Annotated in this window: 20 protein-coding genes; 17 read left to right on the top strand and 3 right to left on the bottom strand. The window is 50.0% G+C overall.

Translation table 11 applies throughout. From position 1 onward, the window contains the following. Nucleotides 1–495 precede the first annotated feature (495 nt). Nucleotides 496–2,493, top strand: coding sequence for an endonuclease MutS2 (locus ACE3MQ_RS22670; RefSeq protein ID WP_379396999.1), 1,998 nt, complete (start codon nucleotides 496–498; stop codon nucleotides 2,491–2,493). 162 nt (nucleotides 2,494–2,655) lie between these two features. Then, the gene (locus tag ACE3MQ_RS22665; RefSeq protein ID WP_379396997.1) at nucleotides 2,656–2,943 is read left to right on the top strand and encodes an aspartyl-phosphate phosphatase Spo0E family protein; all 288 of its coding nucleotides are present in this window, start codon (nucleotides 2,656–2,658) and stop codon (nucleotides 2,941–2,943) included. On the opposite strand, the gene ACE3MQ_RS22660 is transcribed toward ACE3MQ_RS22665, so the two are convergent. Continuing rightward, nucleotides 2,844–3,791: an alpha/beta hydrolase gene (locus ACE3MQ_RS22660; protein WP_379396995.1), complete on the bottom strand. Its 948-nt coding sequence runs from the start codon at nucleotides 3,789–3,791 to the stop codon at nucleotides 2,844–2,846. The two genes, ACE3MQ_RS22665 and ACE3MQ_RS22660, sit on opposite strands and share 100 nt — an antisense overlap. 182 nt (nucleotides 3,792–3,973) lie before the next feature. Here ACE3MQ_RS22660 and ACE3MQ_RS22655 point away from each other — a divergent pair, with 182 nt between their 5' ends. The 6 genes from ACE3MQ_RS22655 (at nucleotide 3,974) to ACE3MQ_RS22630 (ending at nucleotide 9,746) form a co-directional block, all read left to right on the top strand. Further along, on the top strand, nucleotides 3,974–4,549 hold the full coding sequence (locus ACE3MQ_RS22655; protein ID WP_379396993.1) for a GNAT family N-acetyltransferase: 576 nt from the start codon (nucleotides 3,974–3,976) through the stop codon (nucleotides 4,547–4,549). Continuing rightward, nucleotides 4,549–5,301, top strand: coding sequence for an energy-coupling factor transporter transmembrane component T family protein (locus ACE3MQ_RS22650; protein WP_379397118.1), 753 nt, complete (start codon nucleotides 4,549–4,551; stop codon nucleotides 5,299–5,301). The genes ACE3MQ_RS22655 and ACE3MQ_RS22650 overlap by 1 nt, the downstream gene beginning before the upstream one ends. 138 nt (nucleotides 5,302–5,439) lie before the next feature. Beyond that, nucleotides 5,440–5,985: an ECF transporter S component gene (locus tag ACE3MQ_RS22645; RefSeq protein WP_379397116.1), complete on the top strand. Its 546-nt coding sequence runs from the start codon at nucleotides 5,440–5,442 to the stop codon at nucleotides 5,983–5,985. 1 nt (nucleotide 5,986) lies between these two features. Further along, on the top strand, nucleotides 5,987–7,696 hold the full coding sequence (locus ACE3MQ_RS22640; protein WP_379396991.1) for an ABC transporter ATP-binding protein: 1,710 nt from the start codon (nucleotides 5,987–5,989) through the stop codon (nucleotides 7,694–7,696). A gap of 201 nt (nucleotides 7,697–7,897) precedes the next feature. Beyond that, nucleotides 7,898–9,355, top strand: coding sequence for an MDR family MFS transporter (locus ACE3MQ_RS22635; RefSeq protein WP_379397112.1), 1,458 nt, complete (start codon nucleotides 7,898–7,900; stop codon nucleotides 9,353–9,355). Between the two features lie 46 nt (nucleotides 9,356–9,401). After that, nucleotides 9,402–9,746, top strand: coding sequence for a hypothetical protein (locus ACE3MQ_RS22630; RefSeq protein WP_379396989.1), 345 nt, complete (start codon nucleotides 9,402–9,404; stop codon nucleotides 9,744–9,746). An 86-nt stretch (nucleotides 9,747–9,832) separates the two neighbouring features. Here the strand turns inward: ACE3MQ_RS22630 and ACE3MQ_RS22625 are convergent, their stop codons facing one another. After that, nucleotides 9,833–10,300, bottom strand: a complete 468-nt coding sequence (locus ACE3MQ_RS22625; protein ID WP_110930362.1) for a MarR family winged helix-turn-helix transcriptional regulator — start codon at nucleotides 10,298–10,300, stop codon at nucleotides 9,833–9,835. A gap of 308 nt (nucleotides 10,301–10,608) precedes the next feature. Here ACE3MQ_RS22625 and ACE3MQ_RS22620 point away from each other — a divergent pair, with 308 nt between their 5' ends. Both ACE3MQ_RS22620 and ACE3MQ_RS22615 read left to right on the top strand, forming a co-directional pair. Further along, nucleotides 10,609–11,313, top strand: coding sequence for an ABC transporter ATP-binding protein (locus ACE3MQ_RS22620; RefSeq protein ID WP_379396986.1), 705 nt, complete (start codon nucleotides 10,609–10,611; stop codon nucleotides 11,311–11,313). 22 nt (nucleotides 11,314–11,335) lie between these two features. Then, nucleotides 11,336–12,577: an ABC transporter permease gene (locus ACE3MQ_RS22615; protein WP_379396984.1), complete on the top strand. Its 1,242-nt coding sequence runs from the start codon at nucleotides 11,336–11,338 to the stop codon at nucleotides 12,575–12,577. 19 nt (nucleotides 12,578–12,596) lie between these two features. Here the strand turns inward: ACE3MQ_RS22615 and ACE3MQ_RS22610 are convergent, their stop codons facing one another. Then, on the bottom strand, nucleotides 12,597–13,859 hold the full coding sequence (locus ACE3MQ_RS22610; protein WP_379396982.1) for a BaiN/RdsA family NAD(P)/FAD-dependent oxidoreductase: 1,263 nt from the start codon (nucleotides 13,857–13,859) through the stop codon (nucleotides 12,597–12,599). Between the two features lie 149 nt (nucleotides 13,860–14,008). Here ACE3MQ_RS22610 and ACE3MQ_RS22605 point away from each other — a divergent pair, with 149 nt between their 5' ends. From ACE3MQ_RS22605 to ACE3MQ_RS22575, 7 genes are all read left to right on the top strand, one after another. Next, nucleotides 14,009–15,721, top strand: a complete 1,713-nt coding sequence (locus ACE3MQ_RS22605; RefSeq protein ID WP_379396980.1) for an ATP-binding protein — start codon at nucleotides 14,009–14,011, stop codon at nucleotides 15,719–15,721. Between the two features lie 119 nt (nucleotides 15,722–15,840). After that, nucleotides 15,841–16,275, top strand: coding sequence for a BrxA/BrxB family bacilliredoxin (locus tag ACE3MQ_RS22600; protein ID WP_379396978.1), 435 nt, complete (start codon nucleotides 15,841–15,843; stop codon nucleotides 16,273–16,275). A 328-nt stretch (nucleotides 16,276–16,603) separates the two neighbouring features. Continuing rightward, nucleotides 16,604–17,413, top strand: coding sequence for an ammonia-dependent NAD(+) synthetase (nadE, locus tag ACE3MQ_RS22595; protein WP_379396976.1), 810 nt, complete (start codon nucleotides 16,604–16,606; stop codon nucleotides 17,411–17,413). Between the two features lie 241 nt (nucleotides 17,414–17,654). Then, complete coding sequence (locus ACE3MQ_RS22590; protein WP_379396973.1) at nucleotides 17,655–18,302, top strand: Yip1 family protein; 648 nt, start codon at nucleotides 17,655–17,657, stop codon at nucleotides 18,300–18,302. Nucleotides 18,303–18,316: 14 nt separating this feature from the next. Further along, nucleotides 18,317–19,387 carry an efflux RND transporter periplasmic adaptor subunit gene (locus ACE3MQ_RS22585; protein ID WP_379396971.1) on the top strand — a complete coding sequence of 357 codons (1,071 nt, stop codon included), beginning with the start codon at nucleotides 18,317–18,319 and terminating at the stop codon, nucleotides 19,385–19,387. Beyond that, nucleotides 19,384–20,073 (top strand): ABC transporter ATP-binding protein, encoded by a 690-nt coding sequence (locus ACE3MQ_RS22580; RefSeq protein WP_379396969.1) that lies wholly within the window; start codon nucleotides 19,384–19,386, stop codon nucleotides 20,071–20,073. The genes ACE3MQ_RS22585 and ACE3MQ_RS22580 overlap by 4 nt, the downstream gene beginning before the upstream one ends. After that, entirely contained in the window at nucleotides 20,070–21,269 is a 1,200-nt protein-coding gene (locus ACE3MQ_RS22575) for an ABC transporter permease (protein ID WP_379396966.1), read from the top strand. Before ACE3MQ_RS22580 ends, ACE3MQ_RS22575 begins: the two co-directional genes overlap by 4 nt. The last annotated feature ends 95 nt before the right edge of the window (nucleotides 21,270–21,364 follow it).

The raw sequence follows: 21,364 nt of genomic DNA, 5'->3' as shown, positions 1-21,364 counted from the left end.
GCGCAAGCGGCCGGAAGCTAACGCTCCGTTAACATAAGTATATAAATACTTTAATATAATACCTCATATTACAGGCAGATGAAAATATCTCTAAAGGTAGCTAATCATTGACTATGGGCCGTAAATGCTGTTAAATTAAACATAACCTCGTAAAAGGAGAGATTTTGATGTTGGTGGCCGTTCTTAACTAATTAATTCCATATGGACTGTCAACTCGTACAGAAGAAGTGCCGTTGTCATTACAACGTGCGCCTAGCTTTGCGTACCCGAATTGCAGTCTGCGAATTTAGTTAAGAACACGCGGGACATCATACAGCGCCTTTATTGCTGTTTGTATTTCGGAGATCAATCCGTGCTGTTGTTCAGCACGGTTTTTTTGATTTTTCGATCATACGGACAGAAGAGGATACAAGGGCTAAGGATGCGCTATGTGCATTCTTACGCCCTTTTTTTGTTGTACAAATTTTGAACTGGAAGAAATGGAGGCTTAAGATCATGGAACTATTTACACTCGGCATGTTGGAATACGACAGTATTAAAGAGGAACTGGCAAGCTATGCGGTATCCTATGAAGGACGATTGCGGGTTCAGAAGCTGGCCCCGATGGAACGGAGAACACAGATCGAGCAGGCGATGGACGAGACGGCGGATGCCAAGACACTGCTTGCGGCGGGATCGAGCATTCCATTGCCTTCGTTGGAAGGCATTGAAGGGGTTATGGCCCTGATGAGTACGGGATATCTGTTCACGGAGAAGGACTTTACCGCCATTCAGACGTTTCTGCAAAGCTGCGGCCAGCTCAAGAAATATATGGCGTCCAAGGGAGAGCTTGCGCCCCGAATCGGAATTTACGCAGCCTCGTTGTACGAATTGCCGAATTTGCAGCAGGAAATACTGCGCTGCATTCGCCATGGCGCCATTCTGGATGGAGCTAGCCGCGACCTGGATAAAATTCGTCGGAAAATGGCTATGCTGAAGGAGAAAATCCAGAAAAAATTGCAGGCGGTCATGTCCAGGCATGCATCCATCCTGCAAGAAAATTTGGTGAGCATGCGGGGCGGAAGATATGTGATTCCTGTGAAGAAGGATTACTACAAGCTGGTCAAAGGAAGAGCTCTGGATCATTCCACCAGCGGGCAGACGGTATTCGTGGAGCCGGACGAAGTCGCCTCGCTGCAAGCCGAGCTGGAAGCGTTGGCCGGGGATGAAGCGCGTGAGGAAGCAAAAATATTAGGGTATTTGACGGAACTGGTGGAAAAGGAAGCGTATGAGCTGTCGCAAAATATTGAGATCACGGGCACGTATGATTTTATATTCGCCAAAGCCAAATATGCGATAGCCATCGGAGGAGTGGCGGTTCGGATCAGTGAGGACGGCATCAGTAAAATTTCTGGAGCGCGTCATCCGCATTTACTAAAAACGATGGTGCCGCTGGATCTGGTCATCGGCTCCACCTACAAGACGCTTATCATTACAGGTCCAAACACAGGCGGCAAAACCGTCGTCCTGAAAACATTTGGCTTGCTCGCCTTAATGGTGCAATCGGGTCTGCTTGTCCCTGTACATCCTAGCAGCAGTTTCGCTATTTATAACCGGATTATGGCTGTGATAGGCGACGGTCAAAATCTGGAGCAATCGTTAAGCACCTTTTCCGCCCAAATCCAGAGCTTGGTTCACATGATTTCCGAGGCGGGCCCCAGAACGCTGCTTCTGATCGATGAACTGGCGGCAGGAACCGATCCGGGGGAAGGGATCGCCTTATCAATGGCAATTCTTGAAGAGCTGAACCGCCGAGGAGCCACGGTTTTGGTCACAACCCATTTTAATGAGCTCAAAACATTCGCCTCGCAGACTGAGGGCTTCCAGAACGCCCGAATGGAATTTGATCCGGAGACGTTAATGCCTCTATATCGCTTGACGATCGGTCAGGCTGGCAAGAGCTATGCCATCGAAATCGCGAGCAAGCTCGGGATATTCCCAGGCATCATAGAGCGCTCCAGGGAAGTGATAGACCGGCAAGCTGACAGCGGATCAAGTTTGGCAGCGCACATGCTGCCGGAACAATCCGAGCCGATATTTAAACCATCTGAAACCGAGGACGTGCTGACTGGGGTTTCCAAAGCCGTTCCCGATGAAGAGGCGAACCATCAAGGATTTGGCAAAGAAGCTGCTAGGAAACCGGGGAAAGAGTCTATAAAAGCGGATCCGGATTTTGCAGTGGGGGATGCGGTGTGGGTAACTTCTTACGGAAAGTTAGGCATCGTCTTCGCGGCCGAGGATAGCCGTGGCCAGGTTGGCGTTATGATTCAGAAGCAGATATGCAAAGTGAACAGAAAGCGTTTGAAGTCCTACATCAAGAAAGAGGAGCTTTATCCAGAAGATTATGATTTGGATATCGTATTTGAGACAAAGGAGAATCGAAAGAAGAGCAAGCAGATGAGGAAGCGGCATGTAGAAGGAATGGAGATCACTCGCAAGCCGGAGGATTATTAACGGAAGATCATTAGGAAGCCAGGGGAGTCAACTTATCCCCTGGCTTTATTATTTCATCTCCTAAAGATCGACAAATAATGTTAATATTTTTCTATTTTTCAAAATATGTTTTTTGTCATCATGGGTTATGATGGTGTAGAACAGTAGAGAGAAGGTGAACTTATGGCTTACAAGGCACTAGAGAGCATGGGCCGGTGCACCAATCGTCCCAAGGTTAGTGGGGAGCTGATGAACACCATCGAAAGCCTGCGATCCGAGCTGATGAATGCTGCGGAGAACAGTAACTTTAGTAGTGAGACGGTGCTGGAATTAAGTCAGCGTCTCGATAAATATATTGTACAAGCTCAGAATCAAATGCTTGGCAAACATGATTTTGCAGTTGGAGTAGCCAGAGCTTCCCGGATAAAGGAATGCACTTCCTCTGAATACCGTTTTGGGTCGACGCTGTAGGCGTCGGCATGTTCTGCTCCATTTATGAGCAGCAATTTTTTGGGTTCCGGCTTATGCTCATACAGATCTTTACTCATGTGAGTAGGTACATAATTGTCTTCCGTGCCATGCACAAACATAACGGGTAACGTACTTTGCTCCACGGCTTTAAGCGGACTTACCTGCTCTAGCCTGAACCCCGCCTTCCGTTCCAACCGCCTGTCAACCAGGGAGAGGAGCGGGAAGGCGGGGATTTTGTTTAGGACGCGGAGTTGATGTCGCATCAGCTCCGTCAAATCGGAGTAAGGGCAATCCGCGATGACGAACTTGACATTCGGATGGGCGATGGCGAGATATTCCAGAACCGTTCCCCCGCCAAAGGATTGGCCGTGCAGACCTATCGTGAGATCACTGCCGTAATTGTCCAGCAGCCAGGCTACCCATGTTTGTAAGTCGTATTTTTCATGATAGCCATAGGTCGTATATACGCCCTCGCTGTTGCCGTGCCGGCGCTGATCAACGAGCAGAACGTTGAATCCTTCCTCTTGAAACAAGTCCACATACTGTGCAGATACATGCAATGATACGGTGTAGCCATGCACGATAATAACCCATTGCTTAGAATCAGGATGGGTATCCAGAACGTACCCGCTTAGAGAAAGTCCGTCTTGGGAGGTTACTTTCACTTCCTTCTTATCCAGCATTTCAAAGCGATCCCGGGAATAGATCCCGGTCTTCTCCAGGTAGTCAAATATATTCTCATAAGTCTGTAATTTCATCTGGGTAATCTGGCGAAAAGCAAAACGCGTCAAGAGACTGACAGCCAGCACAACCACCAGTACAATAATAACTAAAATGCTGTAAACCATGGGTAGGGATCCTCCTATATTCCTTCCAGTTTTGTCTCTTTGTAACTATAGTATCACCGAAATGATGGCAAGAAAATCGAAGAAGCTCTAAATTATTTAAAACGATAATCATGCATTTTATCTTTGACTCGTCCTCCCTGTTTGTGATTAGCTATATACGGGTCACGAAAGGAGTAGTGCAAATGTACAGATGCGGAGGTTACATACCGATTATTGAAAGCGAGAGACTGCGTCTAAGAAAAATGGAGCGTTCGGACGCGCAGCGGATGTTTCAATTTTGGAGCGACCTGGAGGTCGTTAAATATATGAATATCCCGCCTTTTGCCTCGGTAGAGGATATGCTGGATATGATTCAGCTTCTAAACGGACTATCGGAAAGCGAAGATGTCCTGCGTTGGGGGATCGAGCTAAAGGAAGAGGGGCAATTGATAGGGAGCTGCGGCTTCAACGTCTGGGAGCTGTCGGGGGCTTACCGCGGTGAAATCGGGTATGATTTAGGCCGGGAATATTGGGGATACGGATACATGTCCGAAGCGATGCGCATGGTGCTGTCCTACGGATATCAAACGATGGGCTTGAATCGGATCGAGGCTCTTGTGCATCCTCGTAATGCAGCTTCCCAAAAGCTGCTAAAGGCTTTTGAATTCACCGAGGAAGGTTTGCTTCGGCAGTATCAGAAAACCGAGGACGGGTATGTCGATTTGCTAATGTTCTCGCTATTGAGACAAGAATATTACTCGGGGGGGAAAGCCTGGTGATGCAGAAAAGCTTAGAAAAACGATTCCCACTGCAGCGTCTGGACCCGCTCAGCAAGCTGATCGCTCTGTTCTGCCTGGCTATTCTAACGATGAGCACGGAGCATCCGCTGCCTCAAGCCGTGATGCTATTGTTCGTCTTGGCTGCGGCTTTAGGCGGAGCGGGAATGAGCGCAGGGCGGCTCGGCAGACGCACCTTATTCATCGCGGGCTTCGGATTGCCATTATTGATTTTGACCTCAATCTCAGCCGCCGAAGGGCAGGCGTATTTTGCCGTTGGGCCGATTTCGGTTACGGAAGGCGGGCTGCTTTACGGGGCGGCGGTTACTTTGCGGATGGTAGTTTTGTTCCTTTCCTCGCTGATCTATATTGAATCTACGGATCCAAAGGACTTCATCGTCATTATGGCTCAGCGCCTGAAATTGCCTTATCGCTTCCTGTTCGGAGTGTCCATGGCACTGACCTTCCTCCCCTTGCTGGAGTCAGAGGCTAAAGTTTCCCGCGCTGCCCGCCAAATTCGCGGTGGACGGGCTCCTCGCGGCATCAAAGAACGTATAACCATGTGGCGGAGCCAATTGTTCGCGATCTTTGCCGGCGCGATTCGCCGTGTCCAGCAAACGGCCGGGGCGATGGATGCCAAAGGCTTCGGAGCTTATGAGAACCGTACTTATCTCCGTGAAGTAAGAATACGGACTAGCGGGTATGTCGTCTCTGTTACTAGCGTATCAGCTCTCGCAATATTGCTGCTTTTATAGCTGCTTCTATAAAAAAAGTCTTGACGAATTCTAATTGTTAACCTAAATTCATGTATGTGGTTAACAATATGGACGAGAGGAAGATTTAGTGTGAAGAAAGAGAATGCAGCAAGAACAGCTTTTGCCGCTTTTACCACGATGGATATCGTGCTGATGGCGATGCTTGCCGCGGCAAATGCGGTAATGACGGTCTATATATCTCCCGTCAACCAAGCGTTGAACAGCATAGGAGGGCCAATCTTAACCTCAACGATCACTGGACTATATATGATTTACGGGCTTCTCGCTTACTATATCATTCGCAAACCGGGAACCGCGGTCATTACTTACAGCATCGGGGCGATTGTCCAATCCTTTATGGGAACCGCCTATGGAATTCCTTCGAGCTTTGCCGCAGCCGCATGTTATATGGTTATCGCAGAATTAGTATTTGCTATTTTCAAGTATCGCAATTGGAGCTGGTCGGTGCTATTACTGGCAGGAGGCGCTATGGTACCTATTTGGTTCTTTGTGGCAGCTCAAATGTTCGGTTACATGAAATGGGGAATGAATATTCTGCTTATTGCTCTTGTCGTACGGACGATTAGCGGGATGGTGTTGTGCGGACTTTTGACGAAGCTGCTGGGCGACGCCTTGGCCCGAAGCGGCCTGCTCCGTCGCTTTGCCGTCAGTACTAAGGGCTGATATGGCCCTGTCAGTAATGATGAATCAACCGGCATTAAAGCTGCGGAATGTAACCTTTCGGTATGACGTGGATGAAGCACCCGTCATCGTGGATGTATCCCTAACTGTTCACCCTGGAGAGTGGATTGCTATAACCGGGCATAGCGGGAGCGGGAAATCGACGATAGCGCAGCTTCTTAGCGGGTATTTGCCCCGTGCCGGGGGTGGTATTCGCGACGGGGTGCTGCTCGTAGGCGGGATTGATCCGGCTGAAGCTGGCATCGCTGAGGTGGTGCAGCGTATCGGCATTGTATTTCAGGATCCTGATGCACAGCTTGTACAGGGCCGGGTAGAGGACGAGGTAGCCTTCGGCCCCGAGAATTTGTGCTTTGACGTGCCCGCGATTGAGCAGCGGGTAACGGACGCGCTTGCCGCGGTGGAGCTAGCTGAGCGGCGGTCTGACAGCGTCCATGCGCTGTCAGGCGGGCAGCGGCAGCGGACGGCCATCGCGGCAGTGCTGGCGCTGGCGCCGCCGGTGCTCGTGTTTGACGAGCCCGTGGCGAGTCTGGACGCGAACTCGCGGCGGCGATTTCTTGCCCTGCTGCGCCAGCTGCATGGCGAAGGCCGGACCATTGTCACGGTGTCCGGCCGGCTTGATGAGCTGGCTCAGGCAGCGCCGCGGCTCATCGTGATGGGCGGCGGCAAGGTGATGATGGACGGGCCGGCGTCCGAGCTGGTGAGCCAGGAGCGCGTACGCTTGGCCGAGCTGGGCGTGCTGCCGGCGATGAATATGAACCGGGCAGATTTAAGCGCCCCGTTTGATCTTGGTGAACAGCCGCAGGTACCAGCAGCCCCTGACTTGCCGTCGCTGTCCCAGACTAAGCTCGGCATGCAGCCGCTGTCTCCAACAGACCCCGGTATGCCGTCGCTGGCGCCCCCTTTTGTGGAGATGCGCTCTAAAGGACAGACGCAGCAAAATGGGAGCCAGGCATCTGGCGGAGCAACCTCACCCTTGAACCAGGCGGGAGCTAGCAGCCAGTTGGGCAGATGGACGCATTCCCCGCTGCTTCAAATTCAAGACTTATCCTTTGCCTATGGCAAATCCGGCCCGGCCGTGCTGCATGATGTGAATCTGACTTTGGGTGCCGGGGAATGGCGCTTGCTTTGCGGGGACAACGGTTCAGGCAAGACTACGCTGTCCCGTCTGCTCATGGGCTTGTTGACCCCGCCATGCGGCACGATATGGTGGCAAGGAAAAGATGCCGCAAAGCTGACATTGTATGACCTCGCAGAGGATATAGGTTATGTCTTCCAACAGCCTGAGCATCAGTTCGTGGCCGCCACCGTGATGGAGGAGCTTCTCTATGGCCCGCGTTTCCAGATGGGCCTGAAGGCGGGCCAAGCGCTGCCTAAGGAAATTAGCGAGCGCGCCGAAGAGCTGCTGCGTAGCATCGGACTTGCTGGACGAGGCCAAGTTTCTCCTTATCTGCTTAGCGGTGGAGAGAAGCGGTTGCTTAGCGCGGCCGCTGCCATGATGCTGCCGAGGAAGCTCTATATTCTGGACGAGCCTACTGCGGGGGCGGATTATGGTGGAATAAGAGCTCTTGCTGCCTTATGCCGCCGTGCAGTGGGGGAGGGAGCGTCCGTGATTCTCATTACCCATGAGCCAGAATGCTTTGCGGGGGAACAATTATCGATTTGGACGATGAATCGGGGCAGGCTGCAGTTGTAGTCTGCTTCTTCCTTTTTATATGAGCTTCCTTTATACTATTAGCTTACGGACTTTCATTTGAGGGGTCGTTTAAAAAGACGGATTTAGTGACGATCCATACTCAGAGCAAGCTGTTGATCGTACCGCAAACAAGCTGGTTATAGAAAGGAAGTCATTCGTTTGTACACGCCATTGAAGCGAAATTATATTTTGGCCGGCTTAATGCTGTCTACTTTTCTTGCGGCCATCGAAGGCACGGTCATTGGCCCCGCAGGCCCGCGAATCGTCGGGGACTTGGGCGGGGTAGCTCTGCTGAGCTGGGTATTTACTGCCTATCTTCTAACGATGGCTGTCTCAACTCCAATCTTTGGAAAAATGAGCGATCTTTATGGCAGGAAGCCCGTATTTATTATCGGGTCTTTGTTATTTTTGGCGGGATCATTGCTATCCGGGCTCTCGCAGAGTATGGAACAGCTGATTGTGTTCCGTGCGCTGCAGGGGATCGGAGCCGGTGCGCTGATTCCGGTTACGTTTACGATCATCGGCGATATTTATTCGATCGAGGAAAGAGCGAAGGTTCAGGCCTTGATCAGCTCCGTATGGGGAGTTTCCTCTCTTGTGGGACCGCTGCTCGGCGGTTATGTCGTCGACGCCTTCAATTGGCGGTGGATTTTCGGCTTTAACGTGCCATTCGGCCTGTTGTCGTTGTTATTTATAATGAAGTATCTGCATGAAAACATTGAGAAGCGCAAGGTAAAAATTGATATTGCCGGCGCGATAACCTTTACCATCGGCGTGACGGCGCTGCTTTTCGGGCTCGCTACGGGCGGGCAGCAGTTCGCCTGGACGTCTCCGTGGTTGATAGCAATTTTTGCGGTCGCCGTGCTATCGCTCATCCTGTTCCTTTTCATAGAGAACCGGGCGGATGAACCGCTTGTACCTTTAAAGCTGTTCAAGGTACGGGACATTGCCTACTCTAACATAGCAAGTCTATTGGCCAGTGGGCTGCTGATCGGTCTTACCTCCTATTTGCCGCTTTGGATACAAGGAGTGCGGGGGGAGAACGCCACGATGTCCGGACTCATTCTGGCGCCGATGTCGATCGGCTGGCTGTTTGGCTCCGTATACGGGGCGCGCTGGATTATTAGCAAGGGCTCCCGCTACACGTCCTTGATCGGAATGGTCATCATCGCAATCGGGGCGCTGGGTATCGCCTTTGTTACCGAGAATACGCCGCTGTATCTGCTGCTGTTCTTCAACGCGATGTACGGGATCGGCTTTGGCTTCTCTTTTACGGTATTTACAATTATTGCGCAATCCTCGGTCGGCTATAGCCTGCGGGGAGCCTCGAATGCCTTGAATACCTTTACGAAATCGATCGGACAGACGATCGGGGTTGCCGTATTCGGCACGCTGATTAATTTGCGGATCGTTGCTCAGACGGCGGCCGGCACGCCTTCCGGGTTTCAGGTATCTCAGGAAGACATCAACAATTTGCTATCCCCGGAAAAAGTGCATAAGCTGTCCCCTGAACTATGGAGCGAGCTGAAGCATGTTTTGCAGAATAGCCTGCATACGCTGTTTATCGTGATGGCTGTAATTGCGATCATCGGCGTGCTCTCGGTATTCGGCCTGCGGAACCGTGCGCCTGAAGCCGAAGAAGAAAATGCGGATGTATAAAAGCGGCATCATCTCCGTACCTTAACAGGAAAGGGGAGGTGTTACGATGAATGAGGATTGGAACGTGGATCAAGCCACTCTGGCTAACGCTTGGCAGGAGCACTTGCCTGAATATCTCAATCCTGGCGATACGACCATAGTTCAGGCTGATCTTGCTGACCCCTACGGCTTGCGGATACATATCGATGCGGAGGGGCGCCAGGATTACTCGTTTGACTTTCAATGCTCATATCAGGATCGGCGGGAAGTCAAGGTAGAGCTGGTGGACGTTGAGCGGGAAGGCTTGACGGTAAATGAGCAGTCCGAGCAGATCCAGAATCTGACCGAGGATTATGTGCGGCATATTCATGAGTGCGCGCAGGCGCTTCACCGAATTACCAATCCATCTTAAGGAACAACACCATAGCATAAAAAAGGCTGCTCCTTCTAACCGGAAGGATGCAGCCTTTTTGCGTATAATTATGAACGCTACATAAGCTATTTGCGTGCGAGCGGTGCCAGTTTTTCGGCTTCCCGTCCCATTTTTTTAAGCAGTGTAATCATCAATTGCTTCTCATCGTTATCTAGTCCGCTCAGAGCATAGTCAATCCGCTCCGAAAATTCCGGGTACAGCTTGTTCATCAGCTCTTTGCCCTTAGGCGTCAGTTCGGCAAATATGACCCGCCGATCCCTTGGACAAGGCTGCCGCTGCAGGAAGCCTGCCGCCTCCAGCTTGTCGATCACATAAGTGACGTTGCCGCTCTGCAGCAGCAGCTTGGCTCCGATTTGCTGAATGGGCTGGGGCCCTTTGTAGTAGAGCACCTCCATAACGGCAAAGGCTGTCGGATTGAAGCCCTGAATTTTGCTTCCCGTTACGGCATGCTCATTGACACTTTTAAAAGACTTGGAAAATACCCGGTACAAGTGCAGTGATAAATCGGTTCCGCGTTCCTCGGTCTTCAACATCATCATCCCGCCTTAATCTATATTTTACATGCTGCCATAGTAAGTAGAATCACATTGCGATTGCCCCACACTTATCATGTTAGGAGATCGCAGATTTTTTAAAAATATAATTTATCACAATTTACGGTTTTCATATTTAAAACTTGAATAAAATCCGAAAAGTTCATCTAATATCCAAAATTCGGGACGTAATATGTCCTGCCTTCAGAGTCGTGTCCCATTATCAAAGTGCTATTATACGGAACAGGCTAGCCGTTTATTACGTATATACTTCTAGACTAAGAGATAACGGAAAGGGCTGGGGCTGTATGGAAACCTTGCTTGAAGTGGATATAAGCGAAGCGGGATACGAGGTCGGAGATCCTAAGGTCAAGGACGTTTCCCTGGCGATCCGTCCAGGCAAGCTTACGGGATTAATAGGAGCGAACGGGGCAGGGAAAAGCACGGTACTGAAGGCCATTTTAGGCATCGTCCCCTATGCGGAAGCATCTGTTCGCTTCAAGGAGGGCTGCGAGCAATATGCTTATATTCCTGAACACCCGGTATTTTACGAAAATCTGACCTTGTGGGAGCATCTGGATTTGGCAGCTGCAGTTTACGGAATGGGGCAGCAGGAGCTAAAGCTGGAAGGTGAGCGTTTGCTGCAAAGGTTTAGGATGACTGAGGTACGGCATCATTTGCCAGGGGGATTCTCCAAAGGCATGCGGCAGAAAATGATGCTGATGATCGGCTTCCTGAACCGTCCTGATATTTATATTGTAGACGAGCCATTTATTGGCCTTGACCCACGTGCAATCAAGGATTTCCTGGGCCTGCTGGAGGAGGAACGGCAGCGTGGAGCCGGAATTCTCATGTCGACGCATGTGCTTGATACGGCGGAGCGGATCTGCGATGACTTTGTTCTAATCTCGCAGGGAAGCATCGCTGCACGGGGAACATTGGGAGAAATTCGCGCTGCAGCAGGAATGTCAGAGGCTTCATTGTTTGATTGCTTTGATGTTTTAGCTGAATAATGCAAGGGGAGAGGAGAGTGACATGTCAGGAAAAAGTGGACTTGGGAGTCAAATCAACGGCTATTTCAAGAGACGCTGGAAGGATCACTTCAGCAAACAATACGGCGTCATTCGTTCGGTAGTGGATTCAGTAGTGCTGCTCTATATTGGTGTTCCGGCCATGCTGATATTTGGGCGAAGCTACTATGTCTTGTGGGAGAATGAACTGCCCGATTGGCTGCAGCAGCTTCCCTATGCGGTCATCCCGATATTGTTATATTTCCTTATCTATATCGGGGGCGGTTTAATGACCTATCAGGAGAACGCTGACGTTCTGTTTCTACGGCAGAACGGGCAATGGAACAAGGGGCTCGTATTGCGAGGCATCGTGGCAAGCATAGTAACCCAAGCGCTGATATTGGGACTCGTTGTCATCGTTCTCCTTCCGGTTCTCCTCCGGGGATATGCCATGGATGGAGCCGAAATATGGCTCCTATACGCGATGATCACAGGAATCAAGGCGGTTGCGATGCTTTCCGAGAATTTGATAGGCATATTCACCACACGTTGGAGAACGGCGCTATTCCAATCGCTGACTCAGCTGGCCCTCGGAGGCCTGTTCGTTACTTGGTCGCTAATGCTGCATGAGAGCTCGGTTGCTTCTCTCCTAATCATATTGATCTTACTAATAACTGCAGTCTGGCTGGGTCGAATCAGAACGCATACAGCTGGACGATTTGAGGCAGAGATTCGTTTGGAGGAATCTCAGAAGACAAGGCTTACGGGGATGATTCTTTCGGGAGCTGTAAGCAGTCCCCGAAAGGCAAGGACGCGTCCGTGGATCTTCCGCCGTTCAAACCCGGTGCTCAAATCCCGCAGGCCCGAGAATAGAGTTGCCGAAGCGACCCTGAAATCATTCTATCGCGGAAGAGAGCTTGTCGTGTATATACAATTTATAGGGGTTGGAATAACCGCTGTGGCAGCTCCGCCCTTCCCGGCGAATATTATAGTATTCATTTTACTGATGTTTTTGCTGCATTACTGGTTAAACGGATATCGGATGTACTTCATGGAAAGGGATCTCATAGCCATGCTGCCGATGAGTCCTGAGCTGAAGCTCCGCTCGGCAGCACCTTCAAATCGGCTGTTATTGCTGCCCGGGGTCGTATTAATTAGCGCCGGACTGGGCGTTTCCCTGTTTGATGCAGTTTGGGGTATAGCGTTGGCAGTTCCTGCAGCCTTTGTGTTATTCATGCCATATCTCGGGAAAGTGCTTCAACGCTAGAAACGGGAGCGAGCCTGGCTCACTTCCCTTGTCCTGCATGGTGGCCTGCAGTGTAGCCGGTTGCGAAGGCTGCCGTAATGTTGTAGCCTCCGGTATACCCATGCACATCCAGTATCTCTCCGCAAAAGTACAGCCCGGGCATGATTTTGGAGCCCATCGTTTTCGGGTTGATCTCCTTCAAATGCACGCCGCCCCCCGTAACAAAAGCTTCCTCAAAAGGACGCGTCCCACTGGCCTGAAGCGTAAAGTTTTTGAGCAATTGAATCCAGGCCAGCCAAGCCTCCTTCGGCAAGTGTTCATAGGTTGTCTCCCCCGGAAGGCTAGCTCGTTCGAACAGCAGGGGAAGCAGCCGCTCGGGAACGGTGCCTTTAAAAACATTTTTAAGCGCTTTTTTCGGCTCGGACGCAGCAAGCTGGCGCAAATCATGTTCTAATGCGTTTCCCTTCTTGTCAGGGAACAGGTCGATGGACATGGCGACCTGGGATACATTGTGCTTCTTCTTGACGCCCCGGATAAATCCGCTGCACCGAAGTGCAATCGGCCCGGATAAGCCAAAATGAGTGAAAATCATATCTCCTTGGTGGGCTACGACGGTCTTTCCCTTCGGATCTAGAAGGGAAAGCTTCACATTTCGCAGAGAGAGACCCTGGAGCTCTCGGTTCGTAATGAAGGGCTCCTTGGAAACAATCGGCGTCTCCGTCGGATACAGCTCCGTAATCGTATGGCCTGCTGCTTCAGCCCATGGGTAGCCGTCGCCGGTAGAGCCGGTATGCGGCACTGATTTGCCGCCGGTGGCTACAATGACCGCAGAGGCTTTGTATAGATCACCGGAAGTCAGCTTCACGCCCTCAACTCCCTCCTGGCCATACATTATTTCCTGAACCGGATGATTCACGAGAAGGTTAACGCCAAGCGATTTGGCCTTGCCGATTAGAGCATTGACCACGGTTTTGGCCTTGTCGGACACGGGAAACATTCTTCCGTTATCCTCTTCCTTGAGGGCAATGCCGAGTCCTTCAAAAAAAGCGATAATGTCGCGATTGCTGAAAAGAGAGAAGGCGCTGTGAAGAAATCGCCCTCCTCCGGGAATATACGTAATTAACTCGTCGATTTCCTTCGCGTTCGTAACATTACAGCGTCCGCCGCCGGAAATTCCGAGCTTGCGCCCCAGCTTGTCCCCCTTGTCTAGAAGCGCTACGGCTGCACCTTGCTCTGCCGCGGCTATGGAGGCCATTAACCCCGAGGGGCCTCCTCCTATTACGATCACATCGTATTTCTTCATAATTATGTTCCTTTCATTTGCACTTTTCATCCTATTTTTCAGACAGATACGCAGAAATTTATTTCTTTAAACATGAAATATTGTAAAACTTTGTCGGCTGTGCTTTAATCGAAATGAGTATTGTATTCTTCCGCCTGAGGAGGGAGAACTTGGATGCTGTAAAAGAGATTGTAACGCAGATTTTAGTTGCTAGTTTGCCAGCATTTCTATTTCCGTTATTATACGAGAAATGCAGCGGCTTTAAGCGGATGTCGGGCAATTCTGCCGCGAAATCAACCTATTCTTTGGGACTGGCGGTGATTTGTGCCGCTAGCATACTGCTTTGCGCCTTGTTCTCCCGAACGTACCCGGATATGATTCCGCTGGAATTCGGGAGCATGCCCTTATTTGCATTATTGCTATACGGCAGATTGCGGGAGGGGATAGCTATAGGCATCTTTCGTGCTGCCTTATTTCCCCTGTATGCCGTAAATTACACCCTTACTGGATGGCTGATCGAAACTGGATTCCTATTGGTTCCGTTCATCCTGATGTCTGCCGGGCGATTCAAGGAGATGCAGCGTCAAGACAAAGCGGTAAACCTGTTTCTCTGGTTTGCGGCCGGGCAAATGTTGATTTTGGCCTCCCCGTTGTTGTCTGGAAGCATTCAGCAGGCCCAAGTGCTTTCTCTCATCTTGGCTGTCATCATTCATTTGGCTGCTGCAGCTATCGTGAGCAGCCTATTCAGCCATTATATGGCAAGCTCCATCGAGAAAGGGCAGCTGCATGGTCAGGTAGCGGAGCTTTCGAACAAATATTTTGGGGAAGCGGATAAATTGCAGCAAATTATGGATGCCGCTCCGTTGAATATCATTTTAATCGATCGACAGGGCTGCCTTTTGTCGGTGAACGACACATTTCTTCAATTATACCGAAATGACAAACCTTCTGCGACCAGGGAGGAGCTGATTGGCCGGAAGCTGGGCGGAGAGTGCGGCGGATTTGATTTGGGAATGATCGCTATGCGCGTCGGGAAGACATTGGAGGGGGGCGCCAAGACGACCGAGCTGCTGCAAAGAGAGGATAAAGTATTTTTTACAAGCACATCCCCGATCATTAAGGGCTATACGAATGAAGTGATCGGAGCCGTCATTATCGTGCAGGACATTACCGAGCTGGAGACCCTGCGAATGGAACTGAACCATGTAGAACGGCTTAGTCTTGTCGGCCAGATGGCTGCAGGAATAACGCATGAAATCCGCAATCCGATGGCGGTGGTCAGAGGCTTCCTGCAGCTGATGCGCGAGAAGAGCGCGAACGACCTCGATCATTATTACCGGATTGTGATGGAGGAGCTTGATCGCGCCAACAGCATTATCAATGATTTTCTGGCTCTGGCGCAAAATCGGCTCGTGACGAAGGAGCTCTGCAGCTTGCATCATATTATCGAGGAGCTTAAGCCTTTACTTTGGGCAGATGCCAATTTGCGTGGTCAGAGCATTGAGGTCAAGTTGGACGAGCGTGTTCCTTTGCTATATCTTAACGCGAAGGAAATTAAGCAGTTGATTCTTAATTTGGCGAGAAACGGCATGGAGGCGATGGGAGAGAAGGGGCTTCTTACGCTAATAACCAGTCTGGACGGGGACGGTGTCAAGCTGTACGTTATCGATACGGGGGCCGGCATTTCCGCCGCTCAGCAGCAGAAGCTTTTCGCTCCTTTTTACACGACGAAGGTAAAGGGCACGGGTCTGGGGCTCCCGTTATGCCTTAGCATTATGGAACGCCATGGTGGTAAAATCACTGTAAGATCCAAGGAAGGGATCGGCACGACGTTTATTTCCGTTTTTCCGGTCGATCCAAGCTTTTCGCAAGCAAACAGCTGATGAATTGCTCGACTAAAAGTTGCTTTCCTCCCTTATGAATGTATAATTAAATATAGCCGAACACAGATGAGAGAAAAGTCACAATCTGTGTCAATTAGTTGTTTAAGGAGTGAAAGCACATGTCTATGTCATTTGACCAATATATGCGCGATATGGTTCAGCCCATGAGAGATGAACTGACTTCATTGGGAGTTCAGGAGTTGAGAACGCCGGAGGATGTTGAAGCTAAGCTGCCGACGGCGAAAGGAACGGCACTCGTTGTCGTGAATTCGGTGTGCGGTTGTGCCGCGGGACAATGCCGTCCAGGTGTTGCCAGAGCGCTGGAGCACGATTTGACACCGGATCATCTGTACACGGTGTTTGCTGGACAGGATAAGGAAGCGACGGCTAAGGCCCGCGAATATTTTGCGCCGTACCCGCCTTCATCCCCTTCGATCGCTTTGTTGAAGGACGGTGAGCTTGTTCACTTTATCGAGCGCCATCAAATTGAAGATCGTTCGGCGGAGGACATTGCGGCTGACTTAACCAGTGCATTCGACCGTTTCTGCCGATAAGGTAAACGAAGCACCCCGCTAATATTGGCAATTGCCGATTAGCGGTTTTTTTTTGGAATTTATGGCTCGGAAATGAATGTACGTTTTATACTAACTGTATTTGTTGTATTTAAATGATCGACTTTATTGCTGCATGTCCAAATAGTTGGAATTAATGTAGTTAGAATGAAGATGAAGGTTTATAAAGCGGAAAAAGGGTGATTTAGATACATGAAATGCTATTACTTCACGAAACCACCCTGCCGAGCTAAAAATAGATGCATGAAATCCATCTAACTGCGCCAGAAGATGTCATCATTAATATCATGAAGAAAAGAGGGATGAGGCCATGAGCTTGCAGCAGGAGATCATTGAACGGCTGGGGGTAAAGCCGAGTATTAATGTGGATGAGGAGATTGCGACGCGCGTCCAATTTTTAAAGGATTACGTGAAGAGCGCACGAGCCACGGGGCTCTTAATTGCTATCAGCGGGGGCTTGGACAGTGCTGTAGCCGCAGGACTATGCAAACGGGCGACGGATGAACTGACCCAGGAAACGGGCATGGAATATATGACATTAGGTGTATTTCAGCCCTACGGGGAGCAAGAGGATATTGACCATAGCTATGAGACAGCTAAGGCGTTCGGACTGACTCACACGGTGGAGACGAATATCGAGGATACGGTAGATGAGATTGCCCTGGAAGTGGAGCACGGAATGAAAAGCATTGGCCAGTTCAGGCATTTGAGCATACCTGGCAAGGGGAATGTGAAGGCTCGTACGAGAATGGTCATGCAATATGCTTTGGCCTTCGAACTTAATCTCCTTGTCGTTGGAACCGACCATGCCTCGGAATCTATTGCTGGATTTTATACTAAATGGGGCGATGGAGCTGTGGATGTCATGCCGCTCAGTTCATTGAATAAGCGCCAAATTCGTCAAATTGCAGCGTCTATTGGGGTACCGGAGGGCATTATTAAGAAAGCACCAACCGCCGGCTTATGGGCGGGACAGAACGATGAGCAGGAAATGGGCGTCAGCTATGAAGATAATAGCGATTATTTGGAGGGGAAGACCGTTGATCCGGCCAGCCAGAAGCGTCTGGAGTCCCATTTTAAGAAAACAGAACATAAACGCAGTCCGATTCCGCGCATCTAGGCGGCGGTTCGCGGTGTTGCCCTGCTTGTCGGCGGTAGGCCGATAATGCGGCAAGCGGCAGAAGCCCTGCTTCCTTATAAAGGAATATAGGGCTTTTGCCATATTTTGCGTCAGGTTAGCGCATATGAAAATTTATTGAATCTTTCTTTTACACTAAGTCGTATATATAGCTAGAGTGTTCGATAATATTATGGTATATTTTAACAGAAAATTTTTGTTTTAAAGAAAAGGAGGAGTAGGGTTGAAAAATTTACTAACAATATTTACTTCGCCAGGGGAGACCTTCGAGAGAATAAGGGACAAAAAGATGGCCTGGATTTTACCTACGATTACAGCGCTTATCCTTGGTCTTGTTTCCATTTCCCTGCAAATGCCTTACTTGAAAGAAGTGTCGAAACAGTCGATGATGGCAACCGGGAATATCGATGCTGCCCAAGCTGAACAAATGGCGGGCTTTACCGTTACCATTAGCTATGTCATCGCTATTATCGGCCCGCTTATCATGATTTTCCTTGTTGCACTTTTACTGGTATTACTAAACTTGGTCGTGCGCGGTGAAGGCAAATACCTCCAGTTCGTTAATGTGGCCGCTTTTGCGAATCTGCCGACCGTGGTCGGAGCATTATTGACAGCCGTGCTGTTGGTCATGATGGACGCTCAATCCTTAAGCGATGTTAACCTCAGCCTCGGAGCGCTAGTAGCGGATAAGACCGGAACAATGTATCGCGTTCTCTCGTTAATTAATCCATTTACGATATGGGGCTTGTATCTGTATATAGTTGGAACGGCAACGATGATGAAACGCTCCCGAAAGAAGATCGCGATTTGGATTGTGATAGTTTGGCTAATTTACTCATTTATTACAGTTTTTACCGCTCCAACAGTCTGATTACATAGGATAGGGTGATTAATTTGTTTAAGAAAAAGTGGTTTTGGGGAGCCATACTGGGCTTAGTGATCATTGCTTTGATTCTCGCCAATATGGCGAATATGAACCGGGCCGTAGCCGTGAAGACGACCGAGGTTTTTGAGGGGCTAATCACAGAACAAATCTATACTAGCGGTAAATTGGAAGCGGGAAAAAGCACGGATATTTACTCGCCTACCAACGGGGTCATTGAGACGGTTGAAGTGAAGCAGGGAGATACGATCCAAAAAGGACAGGTTTTGATGACTCTGCAGATCGATGACGTCAACGAGCAAATTGCCAAAGAACGTTTAAACCTCGAGATGATTGAATCCGAACGACAGACTGCCAAAAAGCAGCATTTCGATATGTTCAAGCAGCAGATGACCGAGGATCCTTCGGCGGAAATCGAGGATCTCGATTTAACGTCCTTTGATCTCCGGATTCAAAGCAGTAAGCTGACGATTGCTTCGCTGGAAAAAAGATTGAACAACCGCGTTGTACATGCCCAGGAAGAAGGCGTGTTGACTCAGGTTTCCGTAGATCCAGGTCAGATGATTGCGGAAGGCAGTCCCATCGCTACCGTTGTGGATTTGTCTTCTTATAAGGTGAAATCCAACCTTAACGAACTGGATTCGGGTAAAGTGTTTGTGGGCATGCAGGCGGTAATTACCGGCGAGTCCATTGCCGAGAGTTATGAAGGCGAGGTTACGTACATGTCGCCGATCGCCATCCTGGCGGATCAAACCTCTAAAGATGCTTCCGTCGAAATGACGGTGGAGTTAAGTCGCATAACTCCGGAGCTTCGTCCCGGATATAATGTCACGATTGAGCTGGAAATACCGGACAAGGAGCGGCTGCTCCTTCCGTTGGACGCAGTTCAATATGAAGGTGATAAAGCCCATGTATTTAAAATTGAGGATGGAATCGCGGTAAAAACCGAAGTGGAAACGGGCAAAGAGAACGAAGAGTATATCGAGATCGTGTCCGGCGCCGCAAAGGGGGAAAGAGTCGTAACGGAAGGGGCAAAGCTGCTCAGTGACGGAGACAAGGTGAAGCTGCAATGATTACCCTAACGAACATTTCGAAAATCTACAAGAACGGGGAGCTGGAGGTACAGGCTTTGCAGCCGCTTAATTTGAAGGTGGAGCAGGGGGAGTTCGTTGCGATTATGGGCTCTTCGGGATCCGGTAAATCTACGCTGATGAATATTATAGGATGCCTTGATGTGCCCTCTTCGGGGGAATATGTGCTGGATGGCGAAGAGGTTCATACGCTGAATGAAGAGGATCTGGCGCGGGTGCGCAATCGTAAAATCGGCTTCGTCTTTCAGAGCTTTAACCTGCTCGGCAGACAGACCGTACTGCAAAATGTGACTCTCCCCATGATGTATGCGGGAATTGGCCGCGAGCAGCGGAATGAGCGGGCGCTTGAGCTGCTTAAGAAGGTTGGACTGGAAGGACGCGTAAAGCACCGTCCTACGGAGCTGTCCGGCGGACAGCGGCAGCGCGTAGCGATCGCCAGGGCTTTGACGATGAATGCCCCGATTCTGCTGGCGGATGAGCCTACCGGGAACCTGGATACGAAATCATCCCATGAAATTATGCAGCTTTTTAAAGAGATTCATCAAGAAGGAACGACCATCGTGCTGGTTACCCACGAGCCTGATATTGCGGAGCATGCGGACAGAATCCTGCTCTTTGGCGACGGTCAGATGCTCAAAGATACGCGTAAAGGAAGTGTGAGGACATGAGCATATGGGAGAGTATATGGGTCGCGCTGGACAATCTGCGGCTGAACAAGCTCCGTTCATTCCTCACGATGATCGGCATCGTGTTCGGTGTAGCTGCGGTGGTTACCGTCGTATCGATCGGCCAGGCCGGCCAGAGCTCGATTTTGTCTATCGTGTCTGTTTATGAAGACGGCTATTTCGTCATTTACGAGAACCCGATGGAGAGTAAAGGCGACGGAAAAACCGATTTCCGTATGCGCGACTTAATGGAGATACGAAAGCTGAATGGCGTGCGGTATGCTTCTTCATCCCTGCCATTTTCCATGACGATGAAATATAAGAAAGAGACGCTGCGTTTTTCTGTTACGGCCACGACCTCCGATTCGTATAAAATGCAGAAGATCGATGTCGTTGCCGGGCGCTTTTTCACCTCCCAGGAGGAGCGGGGAAGGCAAAAGGTGATCGTGGTGGATAAGAAATTTGCCGACAAGGTATACGGCTCTGAAAGGGCAGCCGTTGGACGCAAGCTGGTGCTTTCCGAAGGCACGTTCCGCATCATCGGTGTCTATAAGCCGCAGGAATCCATTCTGAGCGGGTTTGAAGGACAGCAATACACGGGCTTCGCTCCGATAACTGCCATGCCTGCAGGGAAGAATGGAGAGAACGAGCGGTTCCAGGCGTTGGAGGCCGTTGCCTCGTCCCCAGAAAACATAGATGAGACCGTCAAGATGGTGAAAAAGTGGATGGCTGATTTGAACAACGTGGATCAAAGCGCTTATTCGTCTCAGACCGGGAAGGAAGCGGAGCAGATGGTATCGAGCACCTTCTCTATTCTACAGACGATCATAGGTTCCATTGCCGGTATTTCCTTGCTGGTCGGCGGGATCGGGGTTATGAACATCATGCTCGTATCGGTTACGGAGCGTACCCGTGAAATTGGTATTCGCAAAGCGATTGGAGCCACGCCGGGGACGATCATGCTGCAATTTATGATTGAAGCGGTTGTGCTTTGCTTTATCGGAGGAACCGCTGGAGCATTATTGGGATTAGGGGCAGCTTATGCATTCTCCGCGATTTCTGGCTGGCCGTTCGTTGTATCTCTATGGGCTATTCTGCTAGCATTCGGATTTTCGGCGGCTGTGGGTATTTTCTTCGGATTGTACCCGGCCAACAAGGCGTCCAAGCTGCATCCGATTGAGGCATTGCGTTACGAGTAGAGTAGTATGGATATAACGGGTTAAATAGCATTGTATAATTATTGAATTTGTGTATGTAGAGAAGCTGGGCTATCCGCTGGAGTGGATATTGCCCG

Origin of the sequence: Paenibacillus lentus, from assembly GCF_042714055.1 — a bacterium.
Lineage (GTDB): Bacteria > Bacillota > Bacilli > Paenibacillales > Paenibacillaceae > Fontibacillus > Fontibacillus lentus_A.
This window is presented reverse-complemented; position numbering and strand designations above follow the sequence as displayed.

Excerpts from the sequence above, each read along its gene's own strand:
- ACE3MQ_RS22670 (WP_379396999.1), top strand. The coding sequence starts at position 496 with ATGGAACTATTTACACTCGGCATGTTGGAATACGACAGTATTAAAGAG.
- ACE3MQ_RS22665 (WP_379396997.1), top strand. The coding sequence starts at position 2,656 with ATGGCTTACAAGGCACTAGAGAGCATGGGCCGGTGCACCAATCGTCCC.
- ACE3MQ_RS22660 (WP_379396995.1), bottom strand. The coding sequence starts at position 3,791 with ATGGTTTACAGCATTTTAGTTATTATTGTACTGGTGGTTGTGCTGGCT.
- ACE3MQ_RS22655 (WP_379396993.1), top strand. The coding sequence starts at position 3,974 with ATGTACAGATGCGGAGGTTACATACCGATTATTGAAAGCGAGAGACTG.
- ACE3MQ_RS22650 (WP_379397118.1), top strand. The coding sequence starts at position 4,549 with ATGCAGAAAAGCTTAGAAAAACGATTCCCACTGCAGCGTCTGGACCCG.
- ACE3MQ_RS22645 (WP_379397116.1), top strand. The coding sequence starts at position 5,440 with ATGGATATCGTGCTGATGGCGATGCTTGCCGCGGCAAATGCGGTAATG.
- ACE3MQ_RS22640 (WP_379396991.1), top strand. The coding sequence starts at position 5,987 with ATGGCCCTGTCAGTAATGATGAATCAACCGGCATTAAAGCTGCGGAAT.
- ACE3MQ_RS22635 (WP_379397112.1), top strand. The coding sequence starts at position 7,898 with ATGCTGTCTACTTTTCTTGCGGCCATCGAAGGCACGGTCATTGGCCCC.
- ACE3MQ_RS22630 (WP_379396989.1), top strand. The coding sequence starts at position 9,402 with ATGAATGAGGATTGGAACGTGGATCAAGCCACTCTGGCTAACGCTTGG.
- ACE3MQ_RS22625 (WP_110930362.1), bottom strand. The coding sequence starts at position 10,300 with ATGTTGAAGACCGAGGAACGCGGAACCGATTTATCACTGCACTTGTAC.
- ACE3MQ_RS22620 (WP_379396986.1), top strand. The coding sequence starts at position 10,609 with ATGGAAACCTTGCTTGAAGTGGATATAAGCGAAGCGGGATACGAGGTC.
- ACE3MQ_RS22615 (WP_379396984.1), top strand. The coding sequence starts at position 11,336 with ATGTCAGGAAAAAGTGGACTTGGGAGTCAAATCAACGGCTATTTCAAG.
- ACE3MQ_RS22610 (WP_379396982.1), bottom strand. The coding sequence starts at position 13,859 with ATGAAGAAATACGATGTGATCGTAATAGGAGGAGGCCCCTCGGGGTTA.
- ACE3MQ_RS22600 (WP_379396978.1), top strand. The coding sequence starts at position 15,841 with ATGTCTATGTCATTTGACCAATATATGCGCGATATGGTTCAGCCCATG.
- nadE (WP_379396976.1), top strand. The coding sequence starts at position 16,604 with ATGAGCTTGCAGCAGGAGATCATTGAACGGCTGGGGGTAAAGCCGAGT.
- ACE3MQ_RS22580 (WP_379396969.1), top strand. The coding sequence starts at position 19,384 with ATGATTACCCTAACGAACATTTCGAAAATCTACAAGAACGGGGAGCTG.
- ACE3MQ_RS22575 (WP_379396966.1), top strand. The coding sequence starts at position 20,070 with ATGAGCATATGGGAGAGTATATGGGTCGCGCTGGACAATCTGCGGCTG.